Raw genomic sequence first — 14,957 nt, 5'->3', positions numbered from 1 at the left:
AGCCGCCCCGGCCGCGGTGTCCGGGGCGCCGCATAGACTCTTGTGGTGACTGTTCAGGGGATCGTGCGCGCCCTCGAGACCGCCGAATCGTTCCGGGACGCTCTCACCGCATCGGCCGTGGACGCCGACCTCTCGATGGTCGACGGCATCGACGCCCCGGCGCTCGCCGCGCTGCTCGAGCGCCGCGTGGCGGCCGGGCATCCCGCCGCGCTGCTCGCGATCGCGCCGACGGGCCGCCGCGCGGAGGCGCTCGCCGGGGCGCTCGCGGCGGTCATGCCCGACGCCGAGGTGCTCGACTTCCCCGCCTGGGAGACCCTGCCGCACGAGCGGCTCAGCCCGAGCCCCGAGACCGTCGGCCGGCGCCTCGCGACGCTCCGCCGGCTCGCGACATGGGATCGCGCGCGCCCGCTCGTGGTGACCTCGTCGATCCGCTCCGCCATCCAGCCGCTCGCGCCGGGCCTGGGCGAGGCCGAGCCCATCCGGCTCGCCGCCGGCGCACGCGGCCACGACCTCGACGACATCGTGCGGCGCCTGGTCGAGCGCGCGTACGCGCGCGTCGACATGGTGTCGCGCCGCGGCGAGTTCGCGGTGCGCGGCGGCATCCTCGACGTGTTCCCGCCCGTGGCCGACCACCCCTACCGCATCGAGCTCTTCGGCGACGAGGTCGATCAGATCCGCGCCTTCTCGGTCGCCGACCAGCGCTCGCTGCCGGGCGAGGTGCCGGAGGTCGACCTCGTGCCGAGCCGCGAGCTGCTGCTGACGGCGGATGTGCGCGCCCGTGCGCGGCAGCTGCAGCACGAGTTCCCGGGCATCGCGCAGATGCTCGAGAAGATGTCCGAGGGCATCCCGGTGGAGGGGATGGAGTCCCTCACACCGGTCGTCACGGACGAGCTCGTCTCGCTGGCCTCGTATCTTCCCGAGGGCGCCGCGGTCGCGCTCGTCGACCCCGAGCGCGCGGTCTCGCGCGCGCTCACGCTCGGCGAGACGAACCGCGAGTTCCTCGAAGCCGCGTGGAGCGCGGCCACGAGCGGCGCCCGCGCCCCGGTCAACCTCGACTCGGGCGACTTCCTCACGATCTCCCGCCTCCACGACGACGTCCGCGAGCGCGGCGGCGTCTGGTGGACCCTCAGCCCGTTCGACTCCGGCGCGGCCGACACCGCGGCCGAGCTGGACGCGCTCGCGGACGACGGCGTGACGATCGCCCCGGATGCGGGCACCGCCATCCGGATCCGCGGCGCGGCCGTCCCGTCGTTCCAGGGCAGCATCGACGGCGCGGTCGACCACGTCGCCCGCCGCCTCGCGGAGGGCTGGCGCGTCGTGATCGCCGCGAACGGCGTGGGTCTCGTGGAGCGCGCGCGGGACGTGCTCGCCGACCGCGGCCTCGCCGCCCGCCTGGTCGAGAGCCTCGCGGACGCGCCGGAGCCCGGCGTCGCGACGCTCGCGGTCGCGGGCATCGAGCGCGGCTTCGAGTCGGACGAGGCGCGGCTCGCGGTGCTCACCGAGAGCGAGTTCTACGGCCGCACGATCGGCGGCGACGCCCGCGTCGTCAAGAAGCTGGCTTCGCGGCGGCGCAACGTCGTCGATCCGCTGCAGCTCAAGACGGGCGACTACGTCGTCCACGCCACGCACGGCATCGGCCGGTTCGTCGAGATGACGCAGCGCGTCGTCTCCAGCGGCGGCCGCAACGCGACCAAATCGACGCGCGACTACCTGGTGCTGGAGTACGCGCCGTCCAAGCGCGGATATCCCGGCGACAAGCTGTTCGTGCCGACCGATCAGCTCGACCTGCTCTCGAAGTACGTGGGCGGCGAGGCGCCGACCCTGTCGAAGATGGGCGGCAGCGACTGGGCCCAGGCCAAGGGGCGCGCGCGCCGGGCGGTCCGCGACATCGCGGTCGAGCTCGTCAAGCTCTACTCGGCGCGCATGGCGGCCAAGGGGCACGCGTTCGGCCCGGACACGCCGTGGCAGCGCGAACTGGAGGAGGCGTTCCCGTTCGCCGAGACGCCGGATCAGCTGCAGACGATCGACGAGATCAAGCGCGACATGGAGCGGCCCGTCCCGATGGACCGGCTGCTGTCGGGCGACGTCGGCTTCGGCAAGACCGAGGTCGCCGTGCGCGCCGCGTTCAAGGCGATCCAGGACGGCAAGCAGGTCGCGATGCTCGTGCCGACCACCCTGCTGGTCAAGCAGCACCTCGAGACGTTCACCGAGCGCTTCGCAGGGTTCCCCGTGACGGTCAAGGCCCTCTCCCGCTTCCAGACCGACAAGGAGGCGCGCCAGGTCGTGCAGGGCCTCGCCGACGGCACGGTCGACATGGTGATCGGCACGCACCGGATCCTCACGGAGCAGGTGGCGTTCAAGGACCTCGGCCTCATGATCATCGACGAGGAGCAGCGCTTCGGCGTCGAGCACAAGGACCAGCTCAAGAAGCTCAAGACGAACGTCGACATCCTCGCGATGTCGGCGACGCCGATCCCGCGCACGCTCGAGATGGCCGTCACCGGCATCCGCGAGATGTCGACGCTCGCGACCCCGCCCGAGGACCGGCATCCGATCCTGTCGTATGTCGGCCCCCGCAACGACAAGCAGATCGCGGCCGCCATCCGGCGCGAGCTGCTGCGCGAGGGCCAGGTGTTCTACGTGCACAACCGCGTCACGTCGATCAACTCGGTCGCCGCTCACCTCGCCGAGCTGGTGCCGGACGCCCGCATCGCCGTGGCGCACGGCAAGATGGGCGAGCACCAGCTCGAGCAGGTCGTCGACGACTTCTGGGAGCGCAAGTTCGACGTGCTGGTCTGCACGACCATCATCGAGACCGGCATCGACATCGCGAACGCGAACACGATCATCATCGACCGCGCCGACAAGTACGGCCTCGCGCAGCTGCACCAGCTCCGCGGCCGCGTGGGCCGCGGGCGCGAGCGCGCCTACGCGTACTTCGTGTACGACGAGAGCAAGCCGCTGAGCGAGACCGCCGCGGACCGGCTGCAGACGATCGCGGTCCACAACGACCTCGGGTCGGGCATCCAGGTCGCGATGAAGGACCTCGAGCTGCGCGGCGCGGGCAACCTGCTGGGCGCCGAGCAGGCCGGTCACATCGCGGGCGTCGGGTTCGACCTGTACCTCCGGATGATCGGCGAGGCCGTCGCGACGTTCCGCGGCGAGGAGACCGAGGGCCCGGTCGAGCTGCGGCTCGAGCTGCCGGTCGAGGCGCGCCTGCCCGAGTCGTACATCGACGCCGAGCGCCTGCGCCTCGAGGCCTATCAGAAGCTCTCGGCCGCGGCCACGGCGACCGCCAAGGACGACGCGATCGACCTCGTGATCGAGGAGCTCGCCGACCGCTACGGCGCGCCGCCGCCCGAGGTCGACGGGCTGATCGCGGTCGCGCGCCTGCGCCGCCGCGCCGCGCAGGCCGGGCTGACGGACGTCGTCGCGATGGGCCGCAACCTGCGGATCGCGCCCGCGCAGCTCCCCGACTCGATGCGCGTGCGGCTGCAGCGCCTGTACCCGGGCGCCAAGCTGCTGGCGGGCGGCGAGGCCATGGTCGTGCCGATGCCGACCGCGGGCGGCGAGCCGCTGGGCGACGCCGACCTGCTGGCGTGGGTCGCCCAGCTGCTGGACGCGACCTTCCCCGCGGCGAAGAAGGAGGACGCGGCCACGGGATCGTGACCGGGGGTTGAGCCCGCACCGGCCCACCGGTTGGATGGACGTCATGACCGAGTCGCAGCCCGAGCCCGACATCGTCGTGTCCGACAACGCGGAGCACACCCGCTACGAGGCCCACTTCAGCGACGCGCAGAACCCGCACGGCGCGCTCGCCGGCGTCCTCGTCTACGAGGACGGCGAGGGAACGCGCACGCTGCTGCACACGGTCGTTTGGGAGGAGTACTCGGGCCACGGGATCGGCGGACGCCTGGCGACCCACGCGTTCGCGGACGCGCGCGAGCGCGGCGTGAAGATCGTGCCGGTCTGCACCTTCGTGCAGGGCTGGCTCGAGCGCCATCCGGAGCAGCACGACGTGCTCGCCGCGCGCCCCGACGACGCCCGGTAGGCTGGATCGCGGTGTGCCGGGAAGTCTGGTCGGCGGCGGACGAGCGTCCGTCCTCTGAACCGGCGATCCCGCCCGCATGATCCGTCAGCGGATGACGGGCGACGAAAGGCACACATGAAGCTGCTCCGCTCCGAGCGATTCCCCGCCGTCCTGCTGCTGGCCGCCGCGGCCCTCGGCCTGCTGTTCGCGAACCTGCCGTTCGGCCCGGCCGTGCTGGACCTGAGCCACGCGCACCTGGCGATCCCGGGCACGCCGCTCGACCTGTCGCTCGCGCACTGGGTGTCGGACGGCCTCCTCGCGATCTTCTTCTTCGGGGTCGCGGTCGAGCTGCAGTACGAGCTGACGACGGGTGAGCTGTCGAGCGTGCGCAAGGCGCTGCAGCCCGCGATCGCCGCGGCGGGCGGCGTGATCGTGCCGATCGCGGTCTTCCTGCTGTTCGCGGGAGGAGACCCGGCGACCCGCGACGGATGGCCCGTGCCCACCGCGACCGACATCGCGTTCGCCCTCGGCGTGCTGGCCGTGTTCGGCAAGGGCCTGCCGTCGCCCGTGCGGATCTTCCTGCTCGCGCTCGCGATCATCGACGACATCGTCGGAATCGTCTTCATCGCGGTGCTGTTCGCGCACGACGTGGATCTCGGCCTGCTCGCGATCGGGATCGTGCTGGTCGTGGTGTTCGCGGTGCTGAGCCGCCTGGACGCCGGCAGCCGTGGCGCGCGCGTCGCGATCGTCGCGGCCATGATCGTCGTCGCGGTGGCCGCGTGGGTCTTCGTGCTGCTGTCGGGCGTGCACGCCACGATCGCGGGCGTCCTGCTGGGGCTCGCGGTCCAGCAGAGCCCCGGCATGCGTGCGCGGCACGTCCTCGAGCCGTGGATCAACGGCGCGATCCTGCCCCTGTTCGCCTTCGTGGCGGCGCTGGTCGTCATCCCGCAGGTGAGGCCGTCGGAGCTGTCCCCGGCCCTGTGGGGCATCCTGGTCGCCCTGCCGGTCGGCAAGATCCTCGGCATCACGCTGTTCGGCTGGCTCGCCATGCGGATGCGCCCGCGCGGCACGGCGCCGACCATCGCGCTGCCCGACCTCGTCGCGGCCGGCACGCTGGGCGGGATCGGCTTCACGGTGTCGCTGCTGCTGGCGAACCTCGCGTACGCCGAGTCCGACGCCATCCGGGATCAGGCCATCCTCGGCGTGCTCGGCGGCTCCCTCATCGCGCTCGTGCTGTCGGGCGTCATCGTGTCGCTGCGCGCGCGCCATCACCGCCTGAACGCGGCATCATCGTGACGGGCGCCTCGTGGGCGGCCGAGCGGAAGGTGAGGGGATGACGGCGGACGCGCTGCGGCAGGCGGTCGAGACGATGCGCACGGTGCGCGATCGCTGCGTCTGGACGCAGGGCATCGACCACCGCGCCCTCGTCCCGTATCTGATCGAGGAGAGCCACGAGCTGATCGACGCGATCGAGGCCGGTGGCCGCGGCGATCTGCGCGAGGAACTCGGCGACCTGCTGTGGCAGGTGCTGTTCCACGCCGAGATCGCCTCGCGCGACGCGGCCGAGCCGTTCGACATCGACGACGTGGCGGCGACGCTCGTCGAGAAGATGGTGCGGCGGCACCCCCACGTGTTCGCGGGGGAGACGGCCGAGACGCCCGAGCGCGTTCTCGAGCTGTGGAACGCGGCAAAGGCCGCCGAGAAGCGGCAGCGCCTCAGCGTGCTGGACGGCGTCGCCCGCTCGATGCCCTCGCTGGCCCTCGCGCAGAAGCTGGTCGGCAAGGCCGCCCAGGTCGGCGCGGGCGACGAGATCGCCGTGGCCGTGCACGACGCGGCCGAGGTCGGCGCGGTGCCGGAGAGCGAGGAGGAGCTGGGCGACCTGCTTCTCACGCTGGCGGCCGCGGCCCGCGCGAACGGCTGGGACGCCGAGCGCGCCCTCCGCGAGCGCCTCCGCGCGCTGGAGGCGGAGATCCGCGAGCGGGAATCCTGAGAGAATTGCTTCCCTATGGCTGCTGTGAACGCCCCGCGCGGCATGCGCGACTTCCTCCCCGCTGACAAGGCCCGACGCGAGCGCGTGCTCGCCGTGATCCGCGAGCGCTACCGCGCCCACGGGTTCGACGAGATCGAGACGCCCGTCATGGAGGAGTACGCGCGCCTGCACGCCGGCATCGGCGGCGACAACGAGAAGCTCGCGTTCAACATCCTGCGTCGCGGTCTCGACGCCGACGCGATCCGGCACGCCGCGGACGACCCCGCGAAGCTGACCGACCTGGGCCTGCGCTACGACCTCACGGTGCCCCTCGCCCGGTTCTACGCCACGAACCGCGGCGAGCTGCCCACCGTGTTCCGGTCCATCCAGATCGCGCCCGTGTGGCGCGCGGAGCGTCCCCAGAAGGGGCGCTACCGGCAGTTCATGCAGTGCGACATCGACATCATCGGCGACGCGTCCGCGCGCGCCGAGGCCGAGCTGATCGTCGCGTCGCTCGACACGCTCGCCGCGCTCTCGCTCGAGGGCGCGACCGTGCGGATCAACGACCGCCGCGCGCTCGACGCCATGCTCGAGGCGTTCGGCTTCGCGCCCGAGGAGCGCCCCGGCGTGCTCATCACGATCGACAAGCTCGACAAGATCGGTCCCGGCGGCGTCGCGGCCGAGCTGCGCGAGCGCGGCGCGACGGCCGGCGCCGTGGACGCCTTCGAGGGGTTCCTGAACGGGCTCTCGGCCGCCGAGGCGCCGGCCCGGTTCGGCCGGGACCAGATCGTCGCGAAGCTGCCCGGCGGCATCCCGGACGAGATCGTCGACCACCTCGTCGGCGTGGGAGAGGCCGTCGCGGCGGCGCGCGGCGGCGGCGAGATCCCGCTGCAGTTCGACCCGTTCCTCGTGCGCGGCATGGGCTACTACACGGGCACGATCTTCGAGCTCGCACACCCCTCGGTGTCGTATTCGCTGGGCGGCGGCGGACGCTACGACGGCATGATCGGACGCTTCCTGGGTCAGGACGTGCCGGCGGTCGGGTTCTCGATCGGGTTCGAGCGCATCGTGGACCTCGTCGAGACGGCCGGGGCGGAGACCGCCGAGGCCGTCGTGCTGGTGCACGACAAGGACGTGCCGGTGGCCGAGCTGCTCGCGCTGAAGGCCGCGCTCGTGGCCGAGGGCTCGCGCGTGCGCCTCGAGCAGCGCACCCGCAACCTCAAGGGGCTGCTCGACCGTGCGACGGCCGACGGCTACACGGCCTACGCGAGCGTGGCCGCGGGCGCGACGCGCGAGTCGCTGGAGCTCAAGCCCCTGGGCTGATCCGCCTCAGAAGCCGAGCGGCATGATGGGCCGCAGCGCGCGCTCGCGCCAGGCGTCCAGCACGATGCGCTCGTGCGGCACGACGGGGTCCGGCAGCGCGTCGAGCGGGAACCAGCGCAGGTCGGACGCCTTGTCCTCCTGCAGCGCGGGCTCGCCCGTCCACGTGCCGCACGCGAAGAACACGTCGATCCGCTCGTCGATCGCCGCGCCGTCTCCCGTGCGGTGCTCGAGCGTGAGGAACTCGAGGTCGCCCGGCGCGACGCCGACGCCGAGCTCCTCCGCGGCCTCGCGCACCGCGGCCGCGAGCAGGGACTCGCCGCGCTCCACGTGACCCGCCGCGCCGGCGGCCCAGTGCGCGTCGTAGTAGCCGGTGCCCGCCCGCAGCTGCAGCAGGACCTCGTCGCCGCGGCGGAGGAACACGTAGGCGGCGGGGATGACGGTGAAGCGCCCATGGGCCGCCGCGTAGGCCTCGGTGTATCGCTCGCTCATGGGCTCCAGCCTGTCAGTCGCCGTGACCCGCGTCGGCGCGCGAGCGCTCGCGCATCAGCCGGATCGCGCGGAGAGCGAGGCCGATCGCGACCACCGCGGCCCCCGCGGCGACGCTCTGCCACGGCAGCGTGAAGGCCAGCACGACGCATCCGATCGCGCCGAGCACCTGCATCCAGCGCGGGTACCGGCGCACGGCGGCGCGCTGGCGGTACGCGGACAGGTTCGCGATCAGGTAGTACAGCAGCACGCCGAAGGACGAGAACCCGATCGCCCCGCGGAGGTCTGCGACCGCGACGACGGCCACGACGATCGCGCCGACCGCGATCTCCATGCGGTGCGGAACGTGGAACCGCGGGTGGATCGCCGAGAGCCACGACGGCAGGTCGTGCTCCCTCGCCATCGCGAGCCCCGTGCGGCCGATGCCGGCGATGAGCGCGAGCAGCGCGCCGAGCGACGCCGCGGACGCGCCGATCCGCACGACCGGCTCCGCCCAGCCCCATCCGGCCGCCGCGGCCGCGTCCGACAGCGGCGCGGCCGACGCGGCGGTGCCCGCAGAGCCCAGGGCCGCGAGCAGCGATGCGCCCACCAGCGCGTACACCGCGAGGGCGATGAGGAACGCGATCGTGATCGCGCGCGGGATGATGCGCGCCGGATCCCGCACCTCCTCGCCCATCGTGGCGATGCGCGCGTACCCCGCGAACGCGAAGAACAGCAGGCCGGCGGACTGGAGCAGGCCTCCCACGCCGGTCGGCAGGTCGCCGCTGAACGCGCCGTCCGCCGCGGCCGGCGCCGCGAAGCCGGCCGCGACCGCCACCGCGAGCGCCAGCAGCGCGACGGTCACGATGATCTTCGCCGCGAGCGCCGTGCGCGTGACGCCCAGCAGATTGACGCCCGTGAGCGCCACCACGGCCGCGATCGCGACGGGGCGCTCCCAGCCGGCCGGGGCCGCGTAGGCCGCGAATGTCATGGCCATCGCGGCGCAGCTCGCGAGCTTCCCGATCACGAAGCACCAGCCCGCCGCGTAGCCCCACCACGCGCCGAGCTCGGCGCGACCGTAGGCGTAGGTGCCGCCCGACGTGGTGTGAACCGCCGCCAGCTGGGCCGACGCGGTCGCGTTGCAGTACGCCACCACGGCGGCGATCGCCAGCCCCGCGAGCAGCCACGAGCCCGCCGCGGCGGCCGCGGGCGCGAAGGCGGAGAACACGCCGGCGCCGACCATCGCGCCGAGTCCGATCGCGACCGCGTCGCCCAGCCCGAGACGGCGGGCGAGGGCGGGGGAGGAGGAGCTCATGGGCCGGATTGTAGGCGAGCGACGTGTCCCGGCGGGGAAGCGGTCTAGACCGGTCCTCCACTAAGCTCGGACGTCGTGAGGATCGCGCGATGAACGCCCCCGCCGCCACCGTCATCCACTCCGCGCGCCTGGTCACGCACCGCGGCGAGACCGCCGATGCCTGGGTGCGCTTCGAGGACGACCGCGTCGCCGCCACCGGGACCGGGGACGGCTGGCGCGCGCAGCCCGCCGATGAGGTCGTGGACGCATCGGGCCGCACCCTCACGCCCGGGTTCATCGACCTGCACTGCCACGGCGCGGGCGGCTTCGCGTTCGACATCGCCGAGGACCACGCGATCGAGGCCGCGCTCGCGGTGCACCGCCGGCACGGCACCACGCGCAGCGTGCTGTCGCTCGTGACAGCGGCGCTCTCCGATCTCACCGCGCGGCTCGAGGCCATCGCCCGCGTCGCGAAGGCCGACCCGCTCGTGCTCGGCTCGCACGCCGAGGGGCCGTTCATCGACGACGAGTTCCGCGGCGCGCACGACCCGCGCCTGCTGATCCGCGCCGACGCCGAGGCGATCGAAGCCGTCCTCGAGGCCGCCGACGGCACGCTGCGCCAGCTGACGATCGCGCCGGAGCACCCCGGCGCGCTCGAGGCGATCGAGCGCCTCACGGCCGAGGGCGTGCGCGCGGCCGTGGGACACACGGGTGCGGACCTCGAGACCGCGCGCACCGCTTTCGACCGCGGCGCGTCCATCCTGACCCATGCCTTCAACGGCATGCGCGGCATCCACCACCGGGCTCCCGGTCCCGTGGTCGCCGCCATCAGCTCGGACCACGTGACCCTCGAGGTCATCAACGACGGCGTGCACGTGCACCCCGAGGTGGTGTCGATGGCGTTCTCGTCGGCGCCGGGCCGTATCGCGCTCATCACCGACGCCATGGCGGCGGCCGGCGCGGCCGACGGCGACTACATCCTCGGGTCGCTCGCGGTCGTGGTGCGCCACGGCGTCGCGCGGCTGAAGGACGGCGACGCGATCGCCGGCTCGACTCTGCTGCTCGACGAGGCGCTGCGCCGCGCGGTCGAGGCGGGGATCCCGCTGCCGGACGCCGTCGGGGCGCTCACGATCGTCCCCGCCCGCACGCTCGGCCTCGACGACGAGCTCGGCACGCTCGAGCCGGGCTACGCGGCCGACGCCGTGCTGCTCGACGTCGAGCTGCGCCCCGAGTCGGTCTGGGCGGCCGGCGAGAAGCTGCGCTGACGGGCGGGATCGCGGCACCGGCTTGACGCGCGCCGCGCGCGGCACTGGGATGGCGGCATGGCCGAACCCACGCTCGAGAACTGGACCGCCGCCGACCGCTGGCTTGCCGACGTCCTGATCGGACCCGACCCTGCGCTCGACGCCGCGATCGCGGCCCAGCAGGCCGCCGGGATGCCGGGCATCGAGGTCGCGCCGGTCTCCGGCAAGCTGCTCCACCTGCTCGTGCGCATCTCCGGGGCGCGGCGCGTGCTCGAGATCGGCACGCTGGGCGGCTACTCCACGATCTGGCTCGCGCGGGCGCTCCCGGACGGCGGACAGGTCGTCACGATCGAGGCCGAGCCCGCGCACGCCGAGGTGGCCCGGTCGAATCTCGCCAGGGCCGGCGTCGCGGACCGCGTGGACGTGCGCGTCGGCGGAGCGCTCGACGTGCTGCCGACGCTCGAGGGCGACGGCGAGCCCTTCGATCTCGTGTTCATCGACGCAGACAAGGAGTCGAACACCGCGTACCTCGACTGGGCGGCGCGGCTCGGGCGGCCCGGCGCCGTGGTCGTGGTCGACAACATCGGCCGCGAGGGCGAGATCGTGCGCGACGACTCCGAGGACCCGATGGTGCAGGGGACACGCGCGGCGCTTGCGATGCTGGGATCCGATCCGCGCTTCGACGCCACCGCGCTGCAGACCGTGGGGATCAAGGGCTGGGACGGCGTCGCGATTGCGGTGCTCGCGGGCTGACGGCCCGGCCGCAGGGGCGGGCGCCGTCACACGGCATGAGGGCGTCACGGCGGGGCCATAGACTGACCGCGGGGCTCTGCGGCCCCGAACCCGTCCACTCAGAGGGAGTCGTTCCGTGGCACTGATCGAAGCTGTAGGCGCGCGCGAGATTCTGGATTCGCGCGGAAACCCGACCGTCGAGGTGGAGGTGCTGCTCGACGACGGCATCGTGCAGCGCGCGGCCGTCCCCTCGGGCGCCTCGACCGGCGCCTTCGAGGCGTACGAGCTCCGCGACGGCGACAAGGGCCGCTACGGCGGCAAGGGCGTGCTGAAGGCCGTCGACGCCGTGATCGACGAGCTCGGCCCGGCCATCGAGGGCCTCGACGCCAGCGATCAGCGCGTGATCGACGCCGCGCTGATCGAGGCCGACGGCACCCCCAACAAGCAGCGCACGGGCGCCAACGCCATCCTCGGCGTCAGCCTCGCGGTCGCGAAGGCCGCCGCCGACAGCGCCGACCTGCCCCTGTTCCGCTACATCGGCGGCCCGAACGCCCACGTCCTGCCCGTCCCCGCGCTCAACGTCATCAACGGCGGCGCCCACGCCGACACCGGCGTCGACATGCAGGAGTTCTTCCTCGTGCCGCTCGGCGCCGAGACGTTCAGCGAGTCGCTGCGCTGGGGCACCGAGACCTACCACGTCCTCAAGAAGGAGCTGCAGGCCGGCGGCTACGCCACGGGCCTCGGCGACGAGGGCGGCTTCGCGCCCGACCTGCCCAGCAACCGCGGCGCGCTCGACTTCCTGATGGCCGCGATCGAGAAGGCCGGCTTCACGCCCGGCAAGGACATCGCCGTCGGCCTCGACGTCGCGTCGACCGAGTTCTTCGAGAACGGCGTGTACCGCTTCGAGGGCAACGAGTGGTCGGCCGAGCAGATGACCGCGTACTACGAGGAGCTGCTCGCCAACTACCCGCTCGTCACGATCGAGGACGCGCTGGCCGAGGATGACTGGGAGGGCTGGAAGGCCCTGACCGAGCGCATCGGCTCCAAGGTCCAGCTCGTGGGCGACGACCTGTTCGTCACCAACCCGCAGCGCCTGGCCGAGGGCATCCAGAAGGGCGTCGCCAACTCGCTGCTCTGCAAGGTCAACCAGATCGGCTCGCTCACCGAGACGCTCGACGCCGTCACGCTGGCGCAGAACTCGGGCTACACGGTCATGATGTCGCACCGCTCGGGCGAGACCGAAGACACCACGATCGCCGACCTTGCGGTCGCCGTGAACGCGGGTCAGATCAAGTCGGGCGCGCCCGCTCGCAGCGACCGGGTCGCGAAGTACAATCAGCTTCTGCGCATCGAGGAGGAGCTGGGCGCCGGTGCGACCTTCGCAGGTCGCGGCGCGTACCCGCGCTTCACCGCGTAACCAGTCGCACAGATCTACCGGAGGGGGAGCCGTGAGCAGGAAGACGGCTCCCCCTTCCGCGTCCCGGGGCGCGCGCGGCGCGGCCGCGCCCGCCGCGCGTGCGGATGCCCGCGAGTGGCTCGGGGGCATCCGGTTCTCGGGCTTCGCCGCGATCATGCTGGGCCTCGTGGTGCTGGCCGTGCTCGTCCTGGCCCCGACCGTGTCGACGTACGTGGAGCAGCGGCAGAAGATCGCCGCGCTCCAGGAGTCGGTCCAGGTCACGCGCGAGGAGATCGCCGAGCTCGAGCGGGAGCGGGATCGCTGGAACGACCCGGCGTTCATCACCGCCCAGGCACGCGAGCGGCTCTACTACGTCAAGCCGGGGGAGGTCTCCTTCCTGATCGTGGACGACCTCGACGAGGCCGAGGTGCCGCGCGACCCGGAGCCGGTCAGCGCCGACGTGGAGGAGCGGGCCGCGGACTGGATGGGCGGCCTGCTGCGTTCGATCGTGGGCGCCGGCACGGCCGAGACCGCCATGGAGATCACGATCGGCGTGCCGGACGAGCCGGAGCCGACCGAGACGCCCGCGCCCTGACGCGACCTCACGGAATGCTGGCAAGCGGCCGCCCTGGCCGGGGCTCCCGGTGCGCCGCCGGTAGCCTGGAGGGGTGACGACTCCTCCCTTCGATCCCGTGCGCCCGGTCGACCTCGAGGTGGTCTCGGCGCAGCTCGGGCGCGAGGCCCGCGGGGTCGTCGGCATCGCCGCGCGCTGCGTGTGCGGCAACCCCACGGTGGTCGCGACCTCGCCGCGACTGCCCGACGGCACGCCGTTCCCGACCTTCTACTACCTGACGCACCCGGCCGCCACGGCCGAGATGTCGCGGCTCGAGGCCGGCCAGCTGATGCCCGAGCTCGCCGCGCGCCTCGCCGAGGACGCCGAGCTGGCCGCGCAGTATACGCGCGCGCACGAGGCGTACCTCGCCGACCGCGCCGCGTTCGGCGACGTGCCCGAGATCGACGGGATCTCCGCCGGCGGGATGCCGACGCGCGTCAAGTGCCTGCACGCCCTCGCGGGCCACGCCCTCGCGGCGGGCCCCGGTGTGAACCCGATCGGCGACGCCGCGCTCGAGCGCTCCGCGTGGTCGCCCGACCGCTGCGAGTGCGCGGAGCCCGGGAAGGCCGGATGACGCGTCTGCGCCGGATCCTCGCGACCGCGGTCCTCGTGGTCGTGCTGACCGGTGCCGCCCCGACGCCGCCGCCGACGCCCGAGGGCACGCCGAACCCCGCGGCGACCGCGGAGCCGACGCCGCGCGAGCGCCAGTACTGGCTCGAGGAGTACGGCATCACCGACGCGTGGGAGACCACGCGCGGCGCGGGCGTGACGATCGCGATCATCGACACGGGCGTGGTCGCCGGGCCGGCGCAGTTCGAGGGCGCCGTCGTGGGCGGCACGGACGTGTCGGGCGCCGGCGCCCCCGACGGGCGCACGCCGGTCGACGTCGTCAACCGCAACCACGGCAGCTGGGTGGCCTCGCTCGCGGCCGCCCGCAGCGGCGGCGACCCGCGGGCGATGATCGGCGTGGCCCCGCAGGCGAACCTGCTCTCGGTCTCGCTCGGATTCGGCTCATCGGCGGCCGTGCCGTTCGCGCAGCAGGTCGCGGAGGCCATCCACTGGTCCGTCGACAACGGCGCGGATGTCATCAACCTCTCGTTCACGACCAACAAGCAGAGCTGGGACGAGTCGTGGGACGACGCGTTCCTGTACGCGATGGAGAACGACGTCGTGATCGTGGTCGCCGCGGGCAACCGCGGCGCAGGCACGAACTCCGTCGGAGCGCCTGCCACCATCCCGGGCGTCCTGACGGTCGCCGGCGTGGATCCGCAGGGCAAGGCGAGCGTCGAGGCCTCGACGCAGGGCATCACGATCGGCGTCTCGGCGCCCAGCGAGAAGCTGCTCGGGGTGTCGGCGGACGGCGAGATCGTCGAGTGGGACGGCACGAGCGGCGCGGCGCCGATCGTCGCCGGCATCGCGGCCCTGGTGCGTTCGGCGCATCCCGAGCTGAGCGCGAACGACGTGATCAACCGGATCGTGCAGACCGCGCGCAAGCCGCCGGGCGTCGCCAAGGTCCCCGACGCGTTCTACGGCTACGGCCTCGTCGACGCGAACGCGGCGGTCAACGCGGCCGTCGCCCCCGTCACGAAGAACCCCATGGGCGACCTCGAGCGCTGGATCGCGCTGCACCGCCGCCAGGACGCCGCCCCGCAGCCGACGCAGTCCCCGGCCCCGGTCGAGATCCCGCCGCTGCCGCCCGCCGACCCGCCCGCGGAGGCCGGCTCGGCCTACCTGCCCACGGCCGACGGCCTGCGCTACGGCACCCTGCCGCTCGTGGCCCTCAGCGGCGCTGGTATCCTCGTGGTGCTGGGCGTCATCGCGGCAGTGCGACGCGTCCGATCGGCCCGTGTGCGGCGGTCGCCGGGCAATCCCTGACTCAAGGAGTTCTTCA

At 73.3% G+C, this 14,957-nt stretch carries 13 protein-coding genes; 11 read left to right on the top strand and 2 right to left on the bottom strand.

Features of this window, described 5'->3' with window-relative positions; translation table 11 throughout:
• Window positions 1-45: 45 nt before the first annotated feature.
• From mfd to hisS, 5 genes are all read left to right on the top strand, one after another.
• Window positions 46-3,669, top strand: coding sequence for a transcription-repair coupling factor (mfd, locus tag ASD19_RS06415; RefSeq protein ID WP_055989949.1), 3,624 nt, complete (start codon window positions 46-48; stop codon window positions 3,667-3,669).
• A gap of 43 nt (window positions 3,670-3,712) precedes the next feature.
• Window positions 3,713-4,051, top strand: coding sequence for a GNAT family N-acetyltransferase (locus tag ASD19_RS06410; RefSeq protein WP_055989946.1), 339 nt, complete (start codon window positions 3,713-3,715; stop codon window positions 4,049-4,051).
• A gap of 114 nt (window positions 4,052-4,165) precedes the next feature.
• Entirely contained in the window at window positions 4,166-5,326 is a 1,161-nt protein-coding gene (gene nhaA, locus ASD19_RS06405; RefSeq protein WP_055989943.1) for a Na+/H+ antiporter NhaA, read from the top strand.
• A 37-nt stretch (window positions 5,327-5,363) separates the two neighbouring features.
• The gene (locus ASD19_RS06400; RefSeq protein WP_055989940.1) at window positions 5,364-6,020 is read left to right on the top strand and encodes a MazG family protein; all 657 of its coding nucleotides are present in this window, start codon (window positions 5,364-5,366) and stop codon (window positions 6,018-6,020) included.
• Window positions 6,021-6,035: 15 nt separating this feature from the next.
• Window positions 6,036-7,322 carry a histidine--tRNA ligase gene (gene hisS, locus ASD19_RS06395; RefSeq protein WP_082543022.1) on the top strand — a complete coding sequence of 429 codons (1,287 nt, stop codon included), beginning with the start codon at window positions 6,036-6,038 and terminating at the stop codon, window positions 7,320-7,322.
• A gap of 6 nt (window positions 7,323-7,328) precedes the next feature.
• On the opposite strand, the gene ASD19_RS06390 is transcribed toward hisS, so the two are convergent.
• Both ASD19_RS06390 and ASD19_RS06385 read right to left on the bottom strand, forming a co-directional pair.
• Window positions 7,329-7,811 (bottom strand): NUDIX domain-containing protein, encoded by a 483-nt coding sequence (locus ASD19_RS06390; RefSeq protein ID WP_055989937.1) that lies wholly within the window; start codon window positions 7,809-7,811, stop codon window positions 7,329-7,331.
• Window positions 7,812-7,824: 13 nt separating this feature from the next.
• Window positions 7,825-9,102, bottom strand: coding sequence for an APC family permease (locus tag ASD19_RS06385; RefSeq protein ID WP_055989934.1), 1,278 nt, complete (start codon window positions 9,100-9,102; stop codon window positions 7,825-7,827).
• A gap of 89 nt (window positions 9,103-9,191) precedes the next feature.
• Here ASD19_RS06385 and nagA point away from each other — a divergent pair, with 89 nt between their 5' ends.
• The 6 genes from nagA to ASD19_RS06355 all read left to right on the top strand — a co-directional run bounded on the left by nagA (window position 9,192) and on the right by ASD19_RS06355 (window position 14,941).
• Window positions 9,192-10,346 (top strand): N-acetylglucosamine-6-phosphate deacetylase, encoded by a 1,155-nt coding sequence (gene nagA, locus ASD19_RS06380; RefSeq protein ID WP_055989931.1) that lies wholly within the window; start codon window positions 9,192-9,194, stop codon window positions 10,344-10,346.
• Between the two features lie 57 nt (window positions 10,347-10,403).
• On the top strand, window positions 10,404-11,078 hold the full coding sequence (locus ASD19_RS06375) for an O-methyltransferase (protein WP_055989928.1): 675 nt from the start codon (window positions 10,404-10,406) through the stop codon (window positions 11,076-11,078).
• Between the two features lie 115 nt (window positions 11,079-11,193).
• On the top strand, window positions 11,194-12,474 hold the full coding sequence (gene eno, locus ASD19_RS06370) for a phosphopyruvate hydratase (protein WP_055989925.1): 1,281 nt from the start codon (window positions 11,194-11,196) through the stop codon (window positions 12,472-12,474).
• Between the two features lie 31 nt (window positions 12,475-12,505).
• Window positions 12,506-13,048, top strand: coding sequence for a septum formation initiator family protein (locus tag ASD19_RS06365; protein WP_055989922.1), 543 nt, complete (start codon window positions 12,506-12,508; stop codon window positions 13,046-13,048).
• A gap of 73 nt (window positions 13,049-13,121) precedes the next feature.
• Window positions 13,122-13,640 (top strand): DUF501 domain-containing protein, encoded by a 519-nt coding sequence (locus ASD19_RS06360; protein WP_055989919.1) that lies wholly within the window; start codon window positions 13,122-13,124, stop codon window positions 13,638-13,640.
• The gene (locus ASD19_RS06355; protein WP_055989916.1) at window positions 13,637-14,941 is read left to right on the top strand and encodes a S8 family serine peptidase; all 1,305 of its coding nucleotides are present in this window, start codon (window positions 13,637-13,639) and stop codon (window positions 14,939-14,941) included. Before ASD19_RS06360 ends, ASD19_RS06355 begins: the two co-directional genes overlap by 4 nt.
• Window positions 14,942-14,957 lie beyond the last annotated feature (16 nt).

Origin of the sequence: Microbacterium sp. Root53 (genome assembly GCF_001426925.1) — a bacterium.
Lineage (GTDB): Bacteria > Actinomycetota > Actinomycetes > Actinomycetales > Microbacteriaceae > Microbacterium.
This window is presented reverse-complemented; position numbering and strand designations above follow the sequence as displayed.

What these genes read in the sequence shown, in the direction of transcription:
- ASD19_RS06410 (WP_055989946.1), top strand. Translation starts at nt 3,713, where the DNA reads ATGACCGAGTCGCAGCCCGAGCCCGACATCGTCGTGTCCGACAACGCG.
- nhaA (WP_055989943.1), top strand. Translation starts at nt 4,166, where the DNA reads ATGAAGCTGCTCCGCTCCGAGCGATTCCCCGCCGTCCTGCTGCTGGCC.
- ASD19_RS06400 (WP_055989940.1), top strand. Translation starts at nt 5,364, where the DNA reads ATGACGGCGGACGCGCTGCGGCAGGCGGTCGAGACGATGCGCACGGTG.
- hisS (WP_082543022.1), top strand. Translation starts at nt 6,036, where the DNA reads ATGGCTGCTGTGAACGCCCCGCGCGGCATGCGCGACTTCCTCCCCGCT.
- ASD19_RS06390 (WP_055989937.1), bottom strand. Translation starts at nt 7,811, where the DNA reads ATGAGCGAGCGATACACCGAGGCCTACGCGGCGGCCCATGGGCGCTTC.
- ASD19_RS06385 (WP_055989934.1), bottom strand. Translation starts at nt 9,102, where the DNA reads ATGAGCTCCTCCTCCCCCGCCCTCGCCCGCCGTCTCGGGCTGGGCGAC.
- nagA (WP_055989931.1), top strand. Translation starts at nt 9,192, where the DNA reads ATGAACGCCCCCGCCGCCACCGTCATCCACTCCGCGCGCCTGGTCACG.
- ASD19_RS06375 (WP_055989928.1), top strand. Translation starts at nt 10,404, where the DNA reads ATGGCCGAACCCACGCTCGAGAACTGGACCGCCGCCGACCGCTGGCTT.
- ASD19_RS06355 (WP_055989916.1), top strand. Translation starts at nt 13,637, where the DNA reads ATGACGCGTCTGCGCCGGATCCTCGCGACCGCGGTCCTCGTGGTCGTG.